This window comes from Stenotrophomonas sp. yr243, assembly GCF_900184195.1.
Taxonomy (GTDB): Bacteria; Pseudomonadota; Gammaproteobacteria; order Xanthomonadales; family Xanthomonadaceae; genus Stenotrophomonas; species Stenotrophomonas lactitubi.
This window is the reverse complement of the sequence record NZ_FXWT01000002.1, coordinates 1,235,091-1,250,869: the sequence shown is the minus strand read 5'-3', so window position 1 is coordinate 1,250,869 and position 15,779 is coordinate 1,235,091. Positions and strand designations below refer to the sequence as shown.

The window sequence follows — 15,779 nt, the reverse complement described above, 5'->3', positions numbered from 1 at the left end:
ATCAGGCTGCGGTCACACCCAGCAGGCGCCTCATGCACGGTGAGACATTCTGTCGGGCACATTTGCCAGGCTAGGCCAGGCTTTGCTTCCCGACGTGGAGTGCTCTGATGCAACCTGCCGCGCGCTTGACCGATCTCCACACCTGCCCGATGGTCACCGGCGTGGTTCCGCACGTCGGTGGCCCCATCACCGCGCCGGGTGCGCCCACCGTGCTGATCGGCGGGCTGCCCGCAGCGCGGGTCGGTGATCTGTGCACCTGCGTCGGCCCGCCCGACAGCATCGTCAAAGGCTCGATGAAGGTCTTCATCAAAGGACAGCCCGCTGCGCGCCTGGGCGATACCACCGCTCATGGTGGGGTGATCGTGCTCGGGTGTTTCACTGTTCTGGTGGGTTGATCGCTGCCGGCAACACTTCTGTGACCACCACACGCGTTTAGGTCGATCCAAATCAGTTCCGCCTGCATGAAATGAGACGGAAGGCCGCTTCACGCATCGGGCATTGCCGTGAAATTCGGCCCTTATACGAAACCGCCTGTCTACATCTGAACGCTTTGCTGGCGTAGGATCAGTCCCGCCGCGCCTGGGGATCCGCGGCCTTGTTCCGGATAATCGCCCTGCCAATGCTGTCGCCCCAGCGGCCAGCGCGACGTCTTTTCGTTGCGGGCGGGCATTGCTTCGCCCTGCATTCCTGCAGGGCGGCATGTCCGGCATCGAGCGAGGGAATGCAATGAATGACACGCTGCCGCCCGCCGAGGGCATCACCCACCTGCTCGCGCGCTGGCAGGACGGCGAAGCGCCGGCCAGCGATACGCTGGCGCGACTGGTCTACGACGAGCTGCATCTGATCGCGGTGCGCAGCCTGGCACGCGGTGTGGCCGATGGCTTCCAGCCCACCGAGCTCGTCAATGAAGCCTGGATGCGACTCTCCGCGCGCGAACATGGGTTCGCCTCGCGCGGCCATTTCTACGCGGTGGCGTCGCTGCAGATGCGCCATCTGCTGGTGGATCTGGCGCGCCTGCGCGATCGCGGCAAACGTCGCGGGCAGCAGGTCACGTTGACGGTGAAGCTGGTCGATCCCGGTGTGCCACCGATCGATCTGTTCAGCATCGCTGAGGCGTTCGACGAACTGGCACGACTGGATGCGCGCAAGGCGCGTGCCTTTGCGATGACCGAGCTGGTGGGCCTGACCGTGGCCGAGACGGCGGCGATGCTGGGCATCTCGGTGCCCACCGCAGAACGTGACCTGCGCTTCGTGCGGGTGTGGCTGGCGGCGCGGCTGTCACCATGTTGAGCCTGGATCGCTGGCGTCAGCTGGAAGACCTGTTCCACCGCGCCAGCGCATTGAGCGGTGCGGCGCGTGCAGCGTTCGTGCAGGCCGAGGTCGGCCACGATCCGCCGCTACGGCGGGAGCTGGAGGCGATGCTGGCGGTGGAGGCTGAGGCCACGGTGCGCCTGCGCGTACCGTTGCGGCAGGCAGTGTCGGAAATCGGCCGCGAGCCGCCGCCGATCCTGCCACCGGGCACCCGCTGCGGGCCATGGGCGGTGGACGCGATGATCGGCACCGGTGGCATGGGCCGGGTCTACCTGGGGCATCGCGCCGATGGTGCCTACCAGCAGCAGGTCGCCATCAAGATGATGGCCAACCCGGGGCTGGACGAGAAGACGCGCGCGTTCTTCGAGTTCGAGTGCCAGATGCAGGCACAGATGCATCACCCGGCGATCGCGCAGATCTACGACGCCGGCGTGCACGAGGGTGAGCGACCGTACCTGGTGATGGAATACATCGATGGCGAGGGCATCGATCGTTGGTGCGAGCAGCGCCGTGCACCGCTGGACCTGCGCGTGCGCCTGATGATGCTGGTCTGCCAAGGCGTGCAGCACGCGCACCAGAAGGGCGTGATCCATCGCGACCTGAAGCCGAGCAACGTACTGGTGGGGGCGGTGGATGGAACGCCGCAGCCGAAGATCATCGACTTCGGCATCGCCATCGCTGGCAGCCACGGTGATACCGATCGTTGGTCCGGCGGTACGCCCGGCTACATGAGTCCCGAGCAGACCGGGGTCGACATCGACATCGACGCGCGCAGCGATGTGTACTCGCTGGGGGCAATGCTGCATGAACTGCTGTGCGGGCAGCGACCGCCGGCGCGGATGCCTGTGCCGTTGTCGCCGCTGCGGGTGTTCCTTGAGCTGGTCCCGGAGGCGCAGGCGGCGCTGGCGGCAGCCTGCCAGTGCAGTCGTCGTGCCCTGCGACGGGCGCTGGAAGACGGCCTGGACGCCATCGTGCGCCGTGCCACCGACCCGCAGCGTGCCGGCCGTTACGACGGCGTGTCCGCGCTGCTGACCGATCTCGACCGCTGGCACCGCAACATGCCACCGCTGGTGTCGCGCCATCAGCGCCTGCTGGTGGCCCGCAAGTTCCTGCAGCGCCATCGACTGCCGGTCCTGCTGGCCGCGCTGACCCTGGGCTGCGTGGTGGTGGGTCTGGGCGCTTCGCTGTGGGCGTTGCAGCAGGCGCGAAGCCAGCAGGCCGTTGCCGCACATCGCCAGCAGCAGCTGGAGCGGATGGTGGAGTTCCAGCAGGAAATGCTGCAGAGCGTGGACGTGGATGCAATGGGGTATGCGATGTTGGCGGCCAACAGCGCTGCCATGGAACAGGCCCTCGGTTCCACCTCGGCCGCGGCCTCCATCGATCTGGACGTATTGCGGGCACGCGTGCCGGCGTCGGACATCGCCCGCGACCTGCTGGAACGCTACGTGGTGGCGCACGCGCTGGAGCGCCTGCAGCAGGACTTCGCCGACGACCCGGCGTTGTCGGCCGACATGCGGCAATCGCTGGCACGGGTGCTGATCGCCATCGGTCGTTACCCGGCGGCGGTACGTGAACTGCAATCGGTGCTGTCGGTGCAGCGCGGCCAGCATGCCGGCGGCATGCGGTTGGTATCGGTGCTGGCCGACCTGGCCGATGCGCTGTATCGCCGCGGAAGCATGGCAGAGGCGCGCGGGCTGCTGGATGAAGCCCTGTCGCTGCAACGTCCCGGCCTGGCCCCGCGCGATCCACTCTGGTTGCGGGTAGGTGCGCAGCAGGCCCAGGTGATGGCAGCGCAGGGAGAACTGGGCAAAGCGCTGCAGCAGCAACAAGCGCTGGTGGCGCTGTGGACGCCACAGCTCGAGAAGGATGCGCCGGCGCTGCTGGAACTGGAACTGGGGATGGTCACCACGCTCAGCGAACTGACCCGGCGCGAGGATGCGCTGGCGAAGCTGGAACCCCTGCTGCCACGCTTCCGTGCGCGCTTTGGCGACAACGCACCGCGCACGCTGGCGGCGATGCTGATGCTGGCGCGCCTGCAGAACACGTTCAACGAGTACGAGAACTCGCTGGCTCTGGCAACTGAAGTGCACCAGCGGCGCGAGCGCAGCCTCGGTTCGGACCATCCGGAAACACTGACGGCGGCCGCGCTGCAGGGGTTCAACATGGTGCGCCTGGCGCAGGCCGAACCGGCGTTCACCCAGGCGCAGACGTTCATGGAACACCTGCTGGCGGACCAGCAGCGGGTGCTCGGCAACGACCATCCCGACACCATGCAGACCCGATCCGAGCTGGTACGCGTGCTGGCCAAGCAGAAGGACAGCGTGCGCTTCGAGCGCGCGGTGCAGCTGCAGCGCGAACTGCTGCAGCAGCGCACGCGCATCCTCGGCCGGATGCACCCGGACACGCTGTTCACCCTTGGTGGCCTGGCCAGCATGCTGGCAAATACCGATCATTTCGACGAGGCCCGCGAAGCCGCGTACGCGGCGCTTGAAGGCAACCAGCGACTGCTGCCTGACGACTATCGGTTGATCTCGGCGACCTGGGACGTGGTGGGACGGGTGGAGAACCGTGCCGGGCACCTGGCGGCGGCCCGCGATGCCCATGCCAAGGCGCTGGAGCTGCGGGTCTCCAGCCGCGGTGTGCTCGACGCGCACACCACCGAGAGTGCATCCCGCCTGTATGCAGTGCTGCGACGCATGCACGCCGCCGAGGCGATGGCCGAGGTCAAGCGCAACTACCTGGATCCGGTGATTGCACGTGATCCGGCAACGTTGAACACCTCGCAGCGCAGCGTACGTGACGAGGCGCTCGCTGCCATGCAGGGTCCTGCCGACATGGGCGGTGTCGGCAGGTGAGACGAATTGCCGGATGGGCGCCCACAGCGCATGGGAGCATCCGCGTGCAGACCTTTCCGGCAACGGTGCCGGCGGGGTGCACTTCCTTCACCGTGGACGGGCATGGCGCGCACGATCACTCTGCAGTCGGACCTGGGCGGGCGGCTGCGTTTCCAGCAGCTGCAGGGGCATGAGGCACTTGGCCAGCCCTATCGCTATGTGTTGTCTGCGCTGTGCAGCGGCGAACTGGTCGATGCCAGTGTGCTGCTGGGCACCCCGCTGGGCATCAGCCTGGTCCATGACAATGGCAGCCGCCATCTGCACGGCATCGTGGCTGCGGTGGCGCAGCAAGGTCGGCGCGACATCGGCAACCAGGCCTTCGGCATCCTGCAGATCACCCTGGTGCCACGATTGTGGCTGCTGGGACAGCAGTACGACTGCCGCATCTTCGCAGGGCAATCGGTGCCGGACATCGTGCGCATGCTGCTGGCGGAGATCGGCTGCACCGATGTCCGCCTGCAGCTGAGCGGCAACCACGCACCGCGCGAACACTGCGTGCAGTACGAAGAATCGACACTGGATTTCATCCATCGCCTGCTGCAGCAGGAAGGCATCTACTACTTCTTCGAACATGAGGCCGACTGCCATACGCTGGTGCTGGCCGATGGACTGGGGGCACACACCAGCGCGGCTCCGTTCGAGCGACTGCCGTGGCAGGCCGAGGCCGAGCCACCTGCGCTGGGTGAGCCGGGAATGGCGGGATGGCAGGAGCAGCACCAGCTGCGGCAGACACTCTGGCAGCTGGGTGAATTCGACCCGCTGAAGCCACGCGCCGTGCTGCAGGGTGAAGCACGCGCAGCCCATGACGGCGGCGTTGCCGGTCTGTCGGTGTACCGCGGGCATGGCCGCCATCTCTCCCCCGACCAGGGACGCCAGCAGGCGCAGATGCAGGTCGAGGCCGCGCAGTCCTCGCGGTCACGCTGGCAGGGCCGGACCCGTGCCTGGAACCTGGGCGCCGGCCACCTGTTCGATCTGAGCGGCTGCCCGCACGGCGACTGCAACCGCCAGTACCTGGTGCTGGCCAGCGAGCTGGAGGTCAGCGAAGCGGTGCCCGGCTCGGCGCGTATGTCGGAGGGGCCGGCGCTGCTGTGCCGGCTGCAGGTGCAGGACAGCAGCGTGCCCTATCGCCTGCCTGCCGACACGCCGTGGCCCCGGATTGCTGGCCTGCAGAGTGCGATCGTCGCCGGCGAGCGTGAGGAGGACATTGCCGTTGATGGACAGGGTCGGGTCACCGTGCACTTCCATTGGAGCAGTCCGGCACGGCCCAATGGCCGGGTATCGTGCCCGGTACGCGTGGCCACGCCCTGGGCAGGCAAGGGCTGGGGCGCTCAGAGCCTGCCGCGCGTGGGCCAGGAGGTGCTGGTGGCGTTCCTCGATGGTGACCCGGACCGGCCGCTCATCGTCGGCAGCGTGTTCAACGCCGACCACATGCTGCCGTATGCATTGCCCGACAACCGCACGCAGTCCGGCATCCGCAGCCGCAGCCATCCCGATGGCGGCGCCGAGGACTACAACGAGATCCGCTTCGAGGACCGCAAGGGCGCCGAGGAACTTCGGCTGCATGCACAGCGCGACCTGCACGTGGAAGCCGAGCACGACCGTACCCTGAAGGTAGGCCATGACCAGCAGGCGACCATCGGCAACGACCAGGCGCTGACGGTCGAGCACGACCAGGCCGTGGTCGTGCGCCACGACCGCAGCACGAAGATCGACAACGACGACACGCTGGAGGTGGGCATCAATGCGCAGACCCGCATCGGCCAGCGCTTCCGTCTGCAGGCGGGGCAGGAGATCGAACTGGTCACCGGCGCCTCGCGCATCGTGATGAACAGCGCCGGCGACATCGCCGTGGAGGGTGTCAACGTACGCATCGGCGGCAGCAGCACGGTGGAGATCGAAGGGGGCGTGGAAGTGCGCATCAAGGCCGGCGCGAGCATGGATATCGGTGCCGGTGCCAGCCTGAAGATGCACTCCGATGCCATCCTGCAGGTCCAGGGTGGTGCGATGGCCGAGGTCAAGGCGCCGATGCTCACGCTGTCGGGTGATGCGCTGGCGAAGCTGGCCGCAGCACTGGTCACGATCGGATGAGTACGGCGATGGATGCGATCAGCCGCGCCTGCGACGACATGGAAATCGACACGTCCGCGCGTGCGCTGCTGACTCCGGCGCTGACCGCTGCGCAGGCGGTGCAGGTGCTGCTGCAGGCCGGGCATGTGCAGGCGGCCCTGCAGCTGGCGGCGCGGCTGCTGCCCAAGCGCTACGTGGTGGCCTGGCTGTGCCAGTGCGCGCGTGGTGAAACCCTGGCGCCGGAAGCCCGCGCCGGCGCCATGCTGGCCGAGCGTTGGTTGCGCGATCCCAGCGAAGGCAATCGCCGCGCTGCGTATGAATTCGCCACGGCCGGGGGCTACCGCAGTGTCGGCGCCTGGTTGGCGGCCAGCGCTGGTTGGGCTGAAGGAAGCCTGGCGCCCGCCGGGCAGAGCGTCGTGGTCACACCACCGGACCATCTGGTGGCGCGGGCGGCGGTGGCTGCGTTGGGACTACTCGCAGCTGAACAGCCACAGGCGTTCCAGCAGCGTCGCCGCGGCTACGCAGAACAGGCGTTGGCCCTGCTGGGCGCGGCACGATGAACCAGCGTGTGTACGTCTTCCCCCGGACCGATGCCGTTGCGCGAATCGGTGACCCTGATCCTGCTGGAGTACGACCCGCGTGAGTGCCATCCACAACCTGATCCTGACCGTCAGCGGCCGCCAGGCCGCCCAGTTCGGCCCGGCCGCGCAGAAGGTATTCGTACAGGGCGGCGGCAGCCTGGGGCGCTCCGACGAGTGCGACTGGGTACTGCCCGCGTCCGGCGTATCGCGGGTGCACGCGGTGGTGCGCTTCCTCAACGGCATGTACTTCATCGAGGACTGCAGCACCAACGGCATGCTGCTCAATGGCCAGGCGCTGACGCGCGGCGAGCCGTCCGCGCTCGGCGATGGCGATCGCCTGCAACTGGACAGTTTCGAGATCGACGTTCGCCTGCAAAGCGTGGGTCCGTCGTCGATGCCGCTCCCCGGCGCCGACGCCAGCAATCCGGACCTGACCCAGGTGGTGGTCGCAGCACCCGCGCGCCGCGAGCAGGTTGCGGCGGTGGCGCTGGATGATCCATTCGAGCTGCTGTGGGGACGTGCGCCCGCGGCTGCGTCTGCGGCGTCGGGCACGCTGGACGACCTCGGCCTGGCCCCCGCCGCCGAACTGGATCCCCTGCAGTTGCTGCCCGCGGCGAGGGTGGCCGTGCCTGTGCCGCACAGCGATCCTGATGCCTGGCATCATGCCGCCGCCAGCCAGGATCATTTCCGCCCGCCATCACCGCTGCAGTCGACAGCGCGTTTGCCCGACGACTGGGACCTGACCCAGGGCGACTACGGCGTGCCCGCTGCTGCGCCGCTCCCCCCGCCGGCAGCGCCCGCGCGCGCGAGCGTTCCCGCAGCGGGCCTGCCGGAAGACCTTGAGCGCGTGTTTGCGATCGTCGTCGATGGGGTGATGGACGTGCTGCGCGCACGCGCGGAGATCAAGAACAGCTTCCGCCTGCCGGTCACCGTGATCCAGCGATCGGAGAACAACCCGTTGAAGTTTGCGGCCACCGCGCAGGAGGCGATGCAGAAGCTGGCCGCCCCCGAGGGCGGTGCCTTCCTCAGCGGTGCCGCCGCGTTCGATGATGCCTTCGACGATATTCGGTGCCACCAGATGGCGATGCTGGCCGGCATGCGCGCGGCCTACGAAGCGATGCTGTTCCACTTCAGCCCTGATCGCATCGAACAGGAAGCCGACGGCAATGGGCGGCGTCTGGCCTTCCCCGGCAAGGGGCGCTACTGGGAGCGCTATCGCGAGAATTTCCAGCGCATGGTCAAGGACCCGGACGACTGCTTCCGTCGCCTGTTCGGCGACGAGTTCGCGCGTGCCTATGAAACGCAGCTGGCGCGCTATCGCAGTGGGCGCCGCACAGGCGAGGCGCGGCCGGGCTGAGACGAATTGTCGGGCGGTTGCACGGTGCGCTGCGGACAATCGCAGACAGCCGGCGCGTGGTGGCCATGGCGTGTTCGCGCACTGCCCACCGTGTGCGCCACCTCCCGCCGCTACCTGTGAGCCGCACGGATGACCCAGAACAACAAGGTCGTATGGAGCGAAGGGCTGTTCCTGCGGCCACAGCACCTGCAGCAGCAGGAGCGCTATCTCGAGCGCTACGTCGACCTGCGCGTGGCGCTGCCGGCCGCGTTGGGCTGGGGCTTCACCGAGCTGGAACTGGAGCCGGACCTGCTGGCGGTCGGCAAGCTGGGCCTGCGCCGCGCGCGCGGCGTGTTTCCCGATGGCACCCCCTTCGCGATGCCGGCCGACGACCCGCTGCCGCCGGCGCTGGATCTGGATCCCAATGGACGCGACCAGACCATCTATCTCACATTGCCGTTGCGGTTGCCGTCGCAGGCCGACGTTGGACGTGCCGAATCGCCGAGCGACCAGTTGTACCGTTACCGCGTGCGCGAGAGCGAGGCACTGGATGCTTCGGGCAGTGTCGACGAGCGCGTGCTGATGGAAGTCGGCGGCCTCAATGCGCGCCTGCTGCCGGCCTCACAACCGCAGGAGGGCCTGGCCCGGATTGCAGTGGCCCATGTGCTGGAGACCCGCGCTGATCGCCGCGTGCAACTGGACGACGCGTTCATTGCCAGCGTGCTGCACAGTGCCTCCTCGCCGCGCCTGGCCACGTTCCTGGTCGAACTGCTGGGCCTGTTGCACCAGCGCGGCGAAGCGCTGGCGGCACGGGTGGCGCTGAGCGACCGTGGTGGCGCAGCGGAGATCGCCGATTTCCTGCTGCTGCAGGTGGTCAACCGCTGGCAACCGGTGGTCGCGCACTGGGCTGCCCAGCCGCATCCGCATCCGGAAGCGCTGTACCGCGCACTGCTGGCGCTGGCTGGCGAACTGAGCACGTTCACCACGCCGGGCAAGCGGCCGCCGGTGTTCGCGCCGTATCGCCATGACGCCCTGCGTGAGACGTTCGAACCGCTGATCGCCGCGTTGCGTGGCAGCCTCAGCGCAGTGCTGGAACAGACGGCACTGGCGATTCCGGTGCAGGAGCGGAAGTTCGGCGTGTGGGTGGCGGTGGTGCCCGATCCGGGTCTGCTGGACAGTGCCAGCTTCGTGCTGGCGGTGAAGGCCGACCTGCCCACCGAAGAGTTGCGCCGACGCCTGCCATCAACCGCCAAGATCGGCCCGGTCGAGCAGATCCGCGACCTGGTCAACCTGCAGCTGCCGGGCATCGGCCTGGCACCGATGGCGGTGGCACCCCGGCAGATTCCGTATCACGCCGGTCATGTGTACTTCGAATTCGACACGCAGTCGCCGCTGTGGCGCGCGCTGCGCAACGCCGGCGGGCTGGCTCTGCACCTGGGCAACGAGTTCCCCGGACTGGGTGTGCAGCTGTGGGCGATCCGGGGGTAGCCGATGAACGTGCAGGACATGCGCAATGCGGCGCAGCGGGCACAGGCAGGCAATCCGGCAGAGGCCGCTGAGCCTGTGCGCGCCGAGATCAGCGAGTTCCTCGGTGACAGCCTCAATCCACTGGTGCAGGCGGCCACTCCACTCCTGTTGCTGGCAGTGCAGCTGCGCCACAGCGTGCAGGCGCCGGACGTGGCGCGCCTGCGCGAGCAGACCGAGTTGCAGGTACGGCGACTGGAAGGGCGCATGCGCGATGCACGCTACCCGGCTGACGTGGTGATGACCGCGCGCTACGTGCTGTGCGCGGTGGTCGACGAGGCCGTGCTCAATGCGCCGTGGGGCGAGCGCAGCGGTTGGGCCCAGCGCACCTTGTTGACCGCCTTCCATGGCGAGTCTTACGGCGGGGCCAAGTTCTTCGCGATCCTCGACCGCCTGCGGCAGGACCCGGCGCGGCATCTGGAACTGCTGGAACTGCTGTACCTGTGCCTTGCCATGGGCTTTGCCGGCCGCTACCAGATCGAGGCCGATGGCGCGCTGCGCCTGTCGGCGATCGAGGACGATCTGTACCGCCTCATCCGTGGTCAACGGGGCGCCGCACCGGAAGAACTGTCGCCGCGCTGGCAGGGAGTGGGCGACGATGCCTGGCGCACGCGCTGGCGGGTGCCGTTGTGGATCAGCGTGCTGGTGGCGGCCAGTGTGCTGCTGGCCGCGTTCCTGTGGGCGCATGCGCGCCTCAACGCGTTGGCCGCACCGATCAATGCCGAGGCGGCACGCATGGGCCTGCAGGCCAACCATGTGCCCAGCCCTACGCCAGCGGCACCGCAGTTGGGTCTGAAACAACGATTGGCAGCGCAGGAACGTGCCGGACTGCTGAGCGTGCAGGAAGCGGCCGATGGCAGCGCGCAGGTGCGCCTCAACGCGGCCAGCATGTTCGCTTCCGGCGGCGTCGCCCTGGATCCGGCACAGCGGCCGCTGCTGGCCACGATCGCCAAGGCGCTGGATCCACTGCGCGGGCGCGTGCTGGTGGTCGGCCACACCGATGACCAGCCACTGCGCTCGGCACTGTGGAAGGACAACTTCGCGTTGTCGGCGGCGCGTGCCCAGGCAGTGGCCGACGTGCTCGGTGCTGAACTTCACGATCCGGCCCGGCTCGAGGCCGTGGGTGCCGGCGATTCGCAACCGCTCGCCTCACCACCACAGTTGCCGGCCAACCGCGCGCGCAACCGCCGCGTCGACATTCTGTTCCAGCCGGGGGATTGAGCCATGCAGGCGATCAAGGGCGCATTGCGCCGGGTGAACTGGATCGTGGTCGGTGGCATCCTGCTGCTGGCCCTGCTGGTGTGGTTCGGTGGCCCGTGGGTGGCCATTGCCGGACAGGTGCCGCTGGCGGGCGTGCTGGTTCGCGTGCTGGTGCTGGTTGCACTGGTCGTGCTGGTGGCCGGCATCGGCGCATGGCGAGTCTGGCGTGCGCGGCGACGCGACCAGCGCATGGGTGAAGCGTTGCATGAGGGCGATGATCCAGGTCATCGCGTGGCCAGCGAACGCAGCCAGCTGGAACGCCGTTTCCAGGAAGCGCTGGGCCTGCTGCGCCGTCGTCGTGGCAGCAGCATCGGCAGCGTGCCGTGGTACCTGCTGATCGGCCCGCCGGGATCGGGCAAGACCACGCTGCTGCAGAATTCCGGCCTGCAGTTCCCGCTGGCGGCACGGTTGGGCAGCGATGCCGTGCGTGGCGTGGGTGGCACCCGCCAGTGCGATTGGTGGTTCACCGACCAGGCCGTGTTCCTCGACACCGCCGGCCGCTACACCACCCAGGATTCCGAACGCGCGGTGGATGCCGCCGGCTGGCTGGACTTCCTGCGTCTGCTGCGCCGCCACCGGCGTGCGCGGCCGTTGAACGGGGTACTGGTCAGCATGAGCCTGGCCGACCTGCTGCAGCTTGACGTGGGCGAACGCGAACAGCATGCGCAGGCCATCCGCCGACGCCTGGATGAGCTGGCCGAGCACCTGCAGCTGCAGGTGCCGGTGTACCTGGTGCTGACCAAGTGCGATCTGCTGGCCGGCTTCGGTGAGTTCTTCGACGACCTTGGCAGCGAGCAGCGCGGCCAGGTCTGGGGCACGACCTTCCCGCTGCACAAGACCCATGATGGCAGTGCGGCACGCAGCTTCGCCGATGCCTTCGCGCGCCTGCTCGATCGCCTCAATGCACGGGTATTGCAGCGTCTGCACGATGAGCGCGAGCGCAGCCGCCGTGCCGCCTTGTTGGCCTTCCCGCCGCAGTTCGCTGCGCTGGGCGAGAACGCACGGCAGTTCATCGAGTCCGCTTTCGCCGGCCATGCCTACGCACCGGCACCGTTGCTGCGTGGCGTGTACTTCACCTCCGGCACCCAGGAGGGCACGCCGATCGATCGCATGCTGGGTGCAGTGGCGCGCAGTTTCGGCCTGGAACCGGCGCGCGCAGCGGTGGCCACGGCTGCGCCACGCACGTTCTTCGTCGAGCGCCTGCTGCGCGGGGTGGTGCTGCCCGAACACGGCCTGGCCGGCCTGCAGCCACAGGCGCAACGCCGCCGTCGTCGCTGGCACTGGGCCGCCCAGGCGGCACTGCTGGTGGCGACGGTGGGCCTGTTGACCGCCATGGCGGGCAGCTACCACGGCAACCGCGAATACCTCGCCCATGCCCACCAGGTGCTGCAGCAGCGACCACAGACACCCGACCCCGGCAGCGCGAAGGATCTGCGTGACTATCTGCTGCGAGCGGTGCAGCGCAGCCAGGCCACGTCGGCTGCGGTGGCCGCCGCAGCGCCGCCGCAGCCGGTACCGTGGACAATGCGGTGGGGCCTGTACCAGGGCGACGCGGTGCAACGCACCCTGCAGCAGGCACGCGTGCGTGAACTGAACGCGGTGCTGCTGCCCGCTGTTGCCGCCCAGCTGCGCGAAGGACTGGCCGACAGTGCCGGTGATCCGCAGCGGCTGTACTACTATCTGAAGGGCTACCTGATGCTGGGCGAGCCCGAGCGCCTGCAGCCGGCGCAACTGCGCATGCTGGCCGCACTCGATGCGCGCCGGCGCTTCGGCAACGACGCGGTGCTGGCCGATGCCTACGATGGCCAGCTGGCCTCGCTGCTGGAGCCAACCGGACAGGTACGCGCGATCCGGCCCGATCCGGTACGGGTGGAACAGGCCCGGGCCAGCCTGCGTGCCGCCGAACTGGCGACGCTGGTGTACAGCGACCTGGCCATGCAGGTGCGCACGCAGCCGTCGTCGCTGCGCCTGGACAAGGTGCTCGGCCTGCAGGCCGATGCCTTCGAACGACGCAGCGGCACGCCGCTGGCTGCGCCACTGCCGGCGCTGTATACACAGCCGGTGTTCGCGCAGCTGGCGCGCGACGGCATCGACGATGCGGTCACGCGTTTCGTTGCCGATGACTGGGTGCTGGGGCCGCAACGGATTGACGAGCTGGGCCGCGCGCGGCTGGTGCAGCAGGTACTGCGCCTGTACGAACGCGACTACATCCATGCCTGGGATGCATTGCTGGCCGACCTGCAGCTGCGTCCGGGCGCCGACGATGCTGCCACCTCGACCCAGCTGGCGCGCATCGCGGGCCCGACCTCGCCACTGCGGTTGCTGCTGGTGCTGCTGCGCGAGCAGACGCAGGATCTGCTGCGCGCGCCACCGCTTGCCGCGGCGGCCTCCGCGCGGGATGCAGCCACGGCCAAGGCGGGAGGGGCGGCGTTGGCCAAGGCCGGTGCCAGTGGTGCCGCGCTGCAGGCGGCGTTGGCGCCAGCTGCCGGCATGCCCGTCGCCGCTCCGGCAGGTGCAGCCATCAGCGAACACTTCGCCGCGTTGGCGCAGCTGTGCAACGGCGCCCCAGGCGCCACACCGCTCGACCTGACGCTGGCCACCTTCGCCCAGCTCGCAGAGCGCCTGCTGGCCGCACCCGCGGCGAATGCAGGTGCGGCTGACACCCTGCTGCTCCAGGCACGACAGCAGGCCTCACAACTGCCGATGCCCGTGTCCAGCTGGTTGCTGGTACTGAGCGGACAGGGTGCTGCGGCCATCGGCGCGCAGCAGCAGGTGGCGCTGGACGAGCGGGTGGGCGAGGCCGTCGGCCAGGTCTGCACCGAGTTCACCGGTCATCGCTATCCGTTCGACCGCACTGCGGCCGAGGATATCCCGCTGCAGAATTTCGCCGAGCTGTTCGGCAACGGTGGCCGCTTCGACAGCCTGTACCGGCAGACGCTGGCACCGTTGCTGGATACACGCTCGGCCAGCTGGCGCTGGAAGGATGCAGCGCCGCTCGGTAGCGATCCAGCGTTGCCGGCGCGCATGCAGCTGGCCGATGCGATCAGGCAACGGTACTTCCGTGGCGGTGAACAGCCGCGTGTCGAGTTCACCCTGCTGTCGCCGCAGCTGGACGCCGGTGTCGCCCGCCTGCAGGTGGACATCGACGGCCAGCGGCTGGACTACAGCGCCGGTACGGTCAGCCGCATGGCGGTCACCTGGCCCGGGCCGACCCCCGGGCAGGTATCGATCTCCGCATTCGATGCTGCTGGCGCGCCGCTGGGCGCACTGCAGTTCCAGGGCGACTGGGCACTGTTCCGCGCGCTGCAGGCCGGTGCGCTGGAAGCACGTTCGGACCTGGACTACGTGCTGCACCTGGACCTGGGTGGGCACCCCACCGCACTGCCCCTGCAGGCACGCAACCTGCGCCATCCGTTCAACGATGCCGACCTGGCGCGGTTTCGTTGTGGCAGTTGATACGACCACCGTTGATCGTCCGGCCGCTGTGCCCGGCTTCCACGGCAAGCTGTGCGGGGTCGGCGATTTCGTCCGGCGTCGTCTCAGCGACGCCCTGGTTCAGGCCTGGGATGCCCACGTGAGCCAGCAGCTGGCCGACGTGCCCGGCCTGCGCGGTGCACCCTGGGATGCCGCCGTCGCCGCCGGCCAGCGCTGGTCGTTCGCCATGGCTGCCGGCGTCTGCGATGTACGGGGCTGGGCTGGTTCGGTGGCACCCCTGCGTGATCGTGTCGGTCGCGCATTCCCGCTGCTGGTGGCGTTGCCACTGACTGATGCCGAGACGACAGGCGCCCCTGCGTTGCCGTCGGCGACCTGGTTCGATGCCGTGCACCAGCTGCTGCACCGCGCGCAGCAGGGCACGCTGCGCCTGCCGGACGAACTCGACGCGGGCTGCCATGCCCTGCCCGCGGTGGTGCCGGGCGCGATCGCTGCCATGCCGTTGGGGTTGGCGTGGCAGCAGTGCTGGGTGCAGCAGGGCAGCCTGTGGTGGCGCGATGGGCACGCACCCTGCGTAGTGCCGGGCCTGCCCGATGCCAGCGCATTCGCACGCATGTTCACCATCGCCATCGACCGTGAGGAATCCTGCCGATGATCGCTGCCGCAACCCGCTATGCCTCCGCAGGCCATACCGATACCGGTAAGGTCCGCAAGCTCAATGAAGACGCGATCCTGCTGCGCGACGATCTCGGCCTGTGGGTGGTGGCCGATGGCCTCGGCGGCCACGCTGCCGGCGATTTCGCCAGTGGCCTGATCGTCGAGCGCCTGGCGCGCCTGCAACGGCAGGATGACGTGGTCGATTTCATCGAAGCCATCGAAGACACACTGCAGCAGGTCAACCAGGAGCTGCTGCTGCGCGCCCGCGACCTGCGCGTGGACCTGATCGGCTCGACCGTGGTGGTGCTGGTCTACGACCGCGACTTCATGCTGTGCGGCTGGGTCGGCGACAGCCGCGCGTACGGCATCGAGGAGGGCAGCCTGCGCCAGCTCACCCGCGACCACGTACACGGCATCAAGGACGACGCGACACAGTTTGCCGCCGTGCCTGATGCCGCGCCGGGCACCCTGACCCGCGCCGTCGGCGCGCAGGAGGGGCTGCTGGTCGACTGGATCGTCGCCAGCCATGCCAGCGGCGCACCGTTTCTGTTGTGCAGCGACGGCGTCAACAAGGAAATCCCCGACGCCGAACTTGATCTGGAATGCCGTCGCCAGCGCGAACCGCGCGCCCTGCTGGCGCGGCTGTTCGAACTGGCCTTGGGACGCGCCGCACGCGACAACGTCTCGGCGGTCATCGTGCGCAGGCAGGAGTGAACA

At 68.7% G+C, this 15,779-nt stretch carries 11 protein-coding genes; all 11 read left to right on the top strand.

Going from position 1 to position 15,779, the window contains the following annotated elements:
* Window positions 1-107: 107 nt before the first annotated feature.
* The 11 genes from QOL57_RS12365 to QOL57_RS12315 all read left to right on the top strand — a co-directional run bounded on the left by QOL57_RS12365 (window position 108) and on the right by QOL57_RS12315 (window position 15,776).
* On the top strand, window positions 108-395 hold the full coding sequence (locus tag QOL57_RS12365; protein WP_089237811.1) for a PAAR domain-containing protein: 288 nt from the start codon (window positions 108-110) through the stop codon (window positions 393-395).
* A 331-nt stretch (window positions 396-726) separates the two neighbouring features.
* A complete protein-coding gene (locus QOL57_RS12360; protein ID WP_089237809.1) occupies window positions 727-1,290 on the top strand; it encodes an ECF-type sigma factor in 564 nt (187 codons plus the stop codon).
* The gene (locus QOL57_RS12355; RefSeq protein ID WP_089237807.1) at window positions 1,284-4,166 is read left to right on the top strand and encodes a protein kinase; all 2,883 of its coding nucleotides are present in this window, start codon (window positions 1,284-1,286) and stop codon (window positions 4,164-4,166) included. The genes QOL57_RS12360 and QOL57_RS12355 overlap by 7 nt, the downstream gene beginning before the upstream one ends.
* A 102-nt stretch (window positions 4,167-4,268) precedes the next feature.
* A complete protein-coding gene (gene tssI, locus QOL57_RS12350) occupies window positions 4,269-6,293 on the top strand; it encodes a type VI secretion system tip protein TssI/VgrG (protein WP_089237805.1) in 2,025 nt (674 codons plus the stop codon).
* Window positions 6,290-6,832, top strand: a complete 543-nt coding sequence (locus QOL57_RS12345) for a hypothetical protein (protein ID WP_089237803.1) — start codon at window positions 6,290-6,292, stop codon at window positions 6,830-6,832. Before tssI ends, QOL57_RS12345 begins: the two co-directional genes overlap by 4 nt.
* A gap of 88 nt (window positions 6,833-6,920) precedes the next feature.
* The gene (gene tagH / locus QOL57_RS12340) at window positions 6,921-8,210 is read left to right on the top strand and encodes a type VI secretion system-associated FHA domain protein TagH (RefSeq protein WP_089238183.1); all 1,290 of its coding nucleotides are present in this window, start codon (window positions 6,921-6,923) and stop codon (window positions 8,208-8,210) included.
* A 129-nt stretch (window positions 8,211-8,339) separates the two neighbouring features.
* The gene (tssK, locus tag QOL57_RS12335; protein ID WP_089237801.1) at window positions 8,340-9,677 is read left to right on the top strand and encodes a type VI secretion system baseplate subunit TssK; all 1,338 of its coding nucleotides are present in this window, start codon (window positions 8,340-8,342) and stop codon (window positions 9,675-9,677) included.
* A 3-nt stretch (window positions 9,678-9,680) separates the two neighbouring features.
* Window positions 9,681-10,934, top strand: a complete 1,254-nt coding sequence (gene icmH, locus QOL57_RS12330) for a type IVB secretion system protein IcmH/DotU (protein ID WP_089237799.1) — start codon at window positions 9,681-9,683, stop codon at window positions 10,932-10,934.
* Window positions 10,935-10,937: 3 nt separating this feature from the next.
* Complete coding sequence (tssM, locus tag QOL57_RS12325) at window positions 10,938-14,429, top strand: type VI secretion system membrane subunit TssM (protein ID WP_089237797.1); 3,492 nt, start codon at window positions 10,938-10,940, stop codon at window positions 14,427-14,429.
* The gene (gene tagF / locus QOL57_RS12320; RefSeq protein ID WP_157803061.1) at window positions 14,419-15,060 is read left to right on the top strand and encodes a type VI secretion system-associated protein TagF; all 642 of its coding nucleotides are present in this window, start codon (window positions 14,419-14,421) and stop codon (window positions 15,058-15,060) included. Before tssM ends, tagF begins: the two co-directional genes overlap by 11 nt.
* Complete coding sequence (locus tag QOL57_RS12315; RefSeq protein ID WP_089237793.1) at window positions 15,057-15,776, top strand: PP2C family serine/threonine-protein phosphatase; 720 nt, start codon at window positions 15,057-15,059, stop codon at window positions 15,774-15,776. The genes tagF and QOL57_RS12315 overlap by 4 nt, the downstream gene beginning before the upstream one ends.
* The last annotated feature ends 3 nt before the right edge of the window (window positions 15,777-15,779 follow it).

Coding starts and splice junctions, on each gene's coding strand:
- QOL57_RS12365 (WP_089237811.1), top strand. CDS start 108: ATGCAACCTGCCGCGCGCTTGACCGATCTCCACACCTGCCCGATGGTC.
- QOL57_RS12360 (WP_089237809.1), top strand. CDS start 727: ATGAATGACACGCTGCCGCCCGCCGAGGGCATCACCCACCTGCTCGCG.
- QOL57_RS12355 (WP_089237807.1), top strand. CDS start 1,284: ATGTTGAGCCTGGATCGCTGGCGTCAGCTGGAAGACCTGTTCCACCGC.
- tssI (WP_089237805.1), top strand. CDS start 4,269: ATGGCGCGCACGATCACTCTGCAGTCGGACCTGGGCGGGCGGCTGCGT.
- QOL57_RS12345 (WP_089237803.1), top strand. CDS start 6,290: ATGAGTACGGCGATGGATGCGATCAGCCGCGCCTGCGACGACATGGAA.
- tssK (WP_089237801.1), top strand. CDS start 8,340: ATGACCCAGAACAACAAGGTCGTATGGAGCGAAGGGCTGTTCCTGCGG.
- icmH (WP_089237799.1), top strand. CDS start 9,681: ATGAACGTGCAGGACATGCGCAATGCGGCGCAGCGGGCACAGGCAGGC.
- tssM (WP_089237797.1), top strand. CDS start 10,938: ATGCAGGCGATCAAGGGCGCATTGCGCCGGGTGAACTGGATCGTGGTC.
- QOL57_RS12315 (WP_089237793.1), top strand. CDS start 15,057: ATGATCGCTGCCGCAACCCGCTATGCCTCCGCAGGCCATACCGATACC.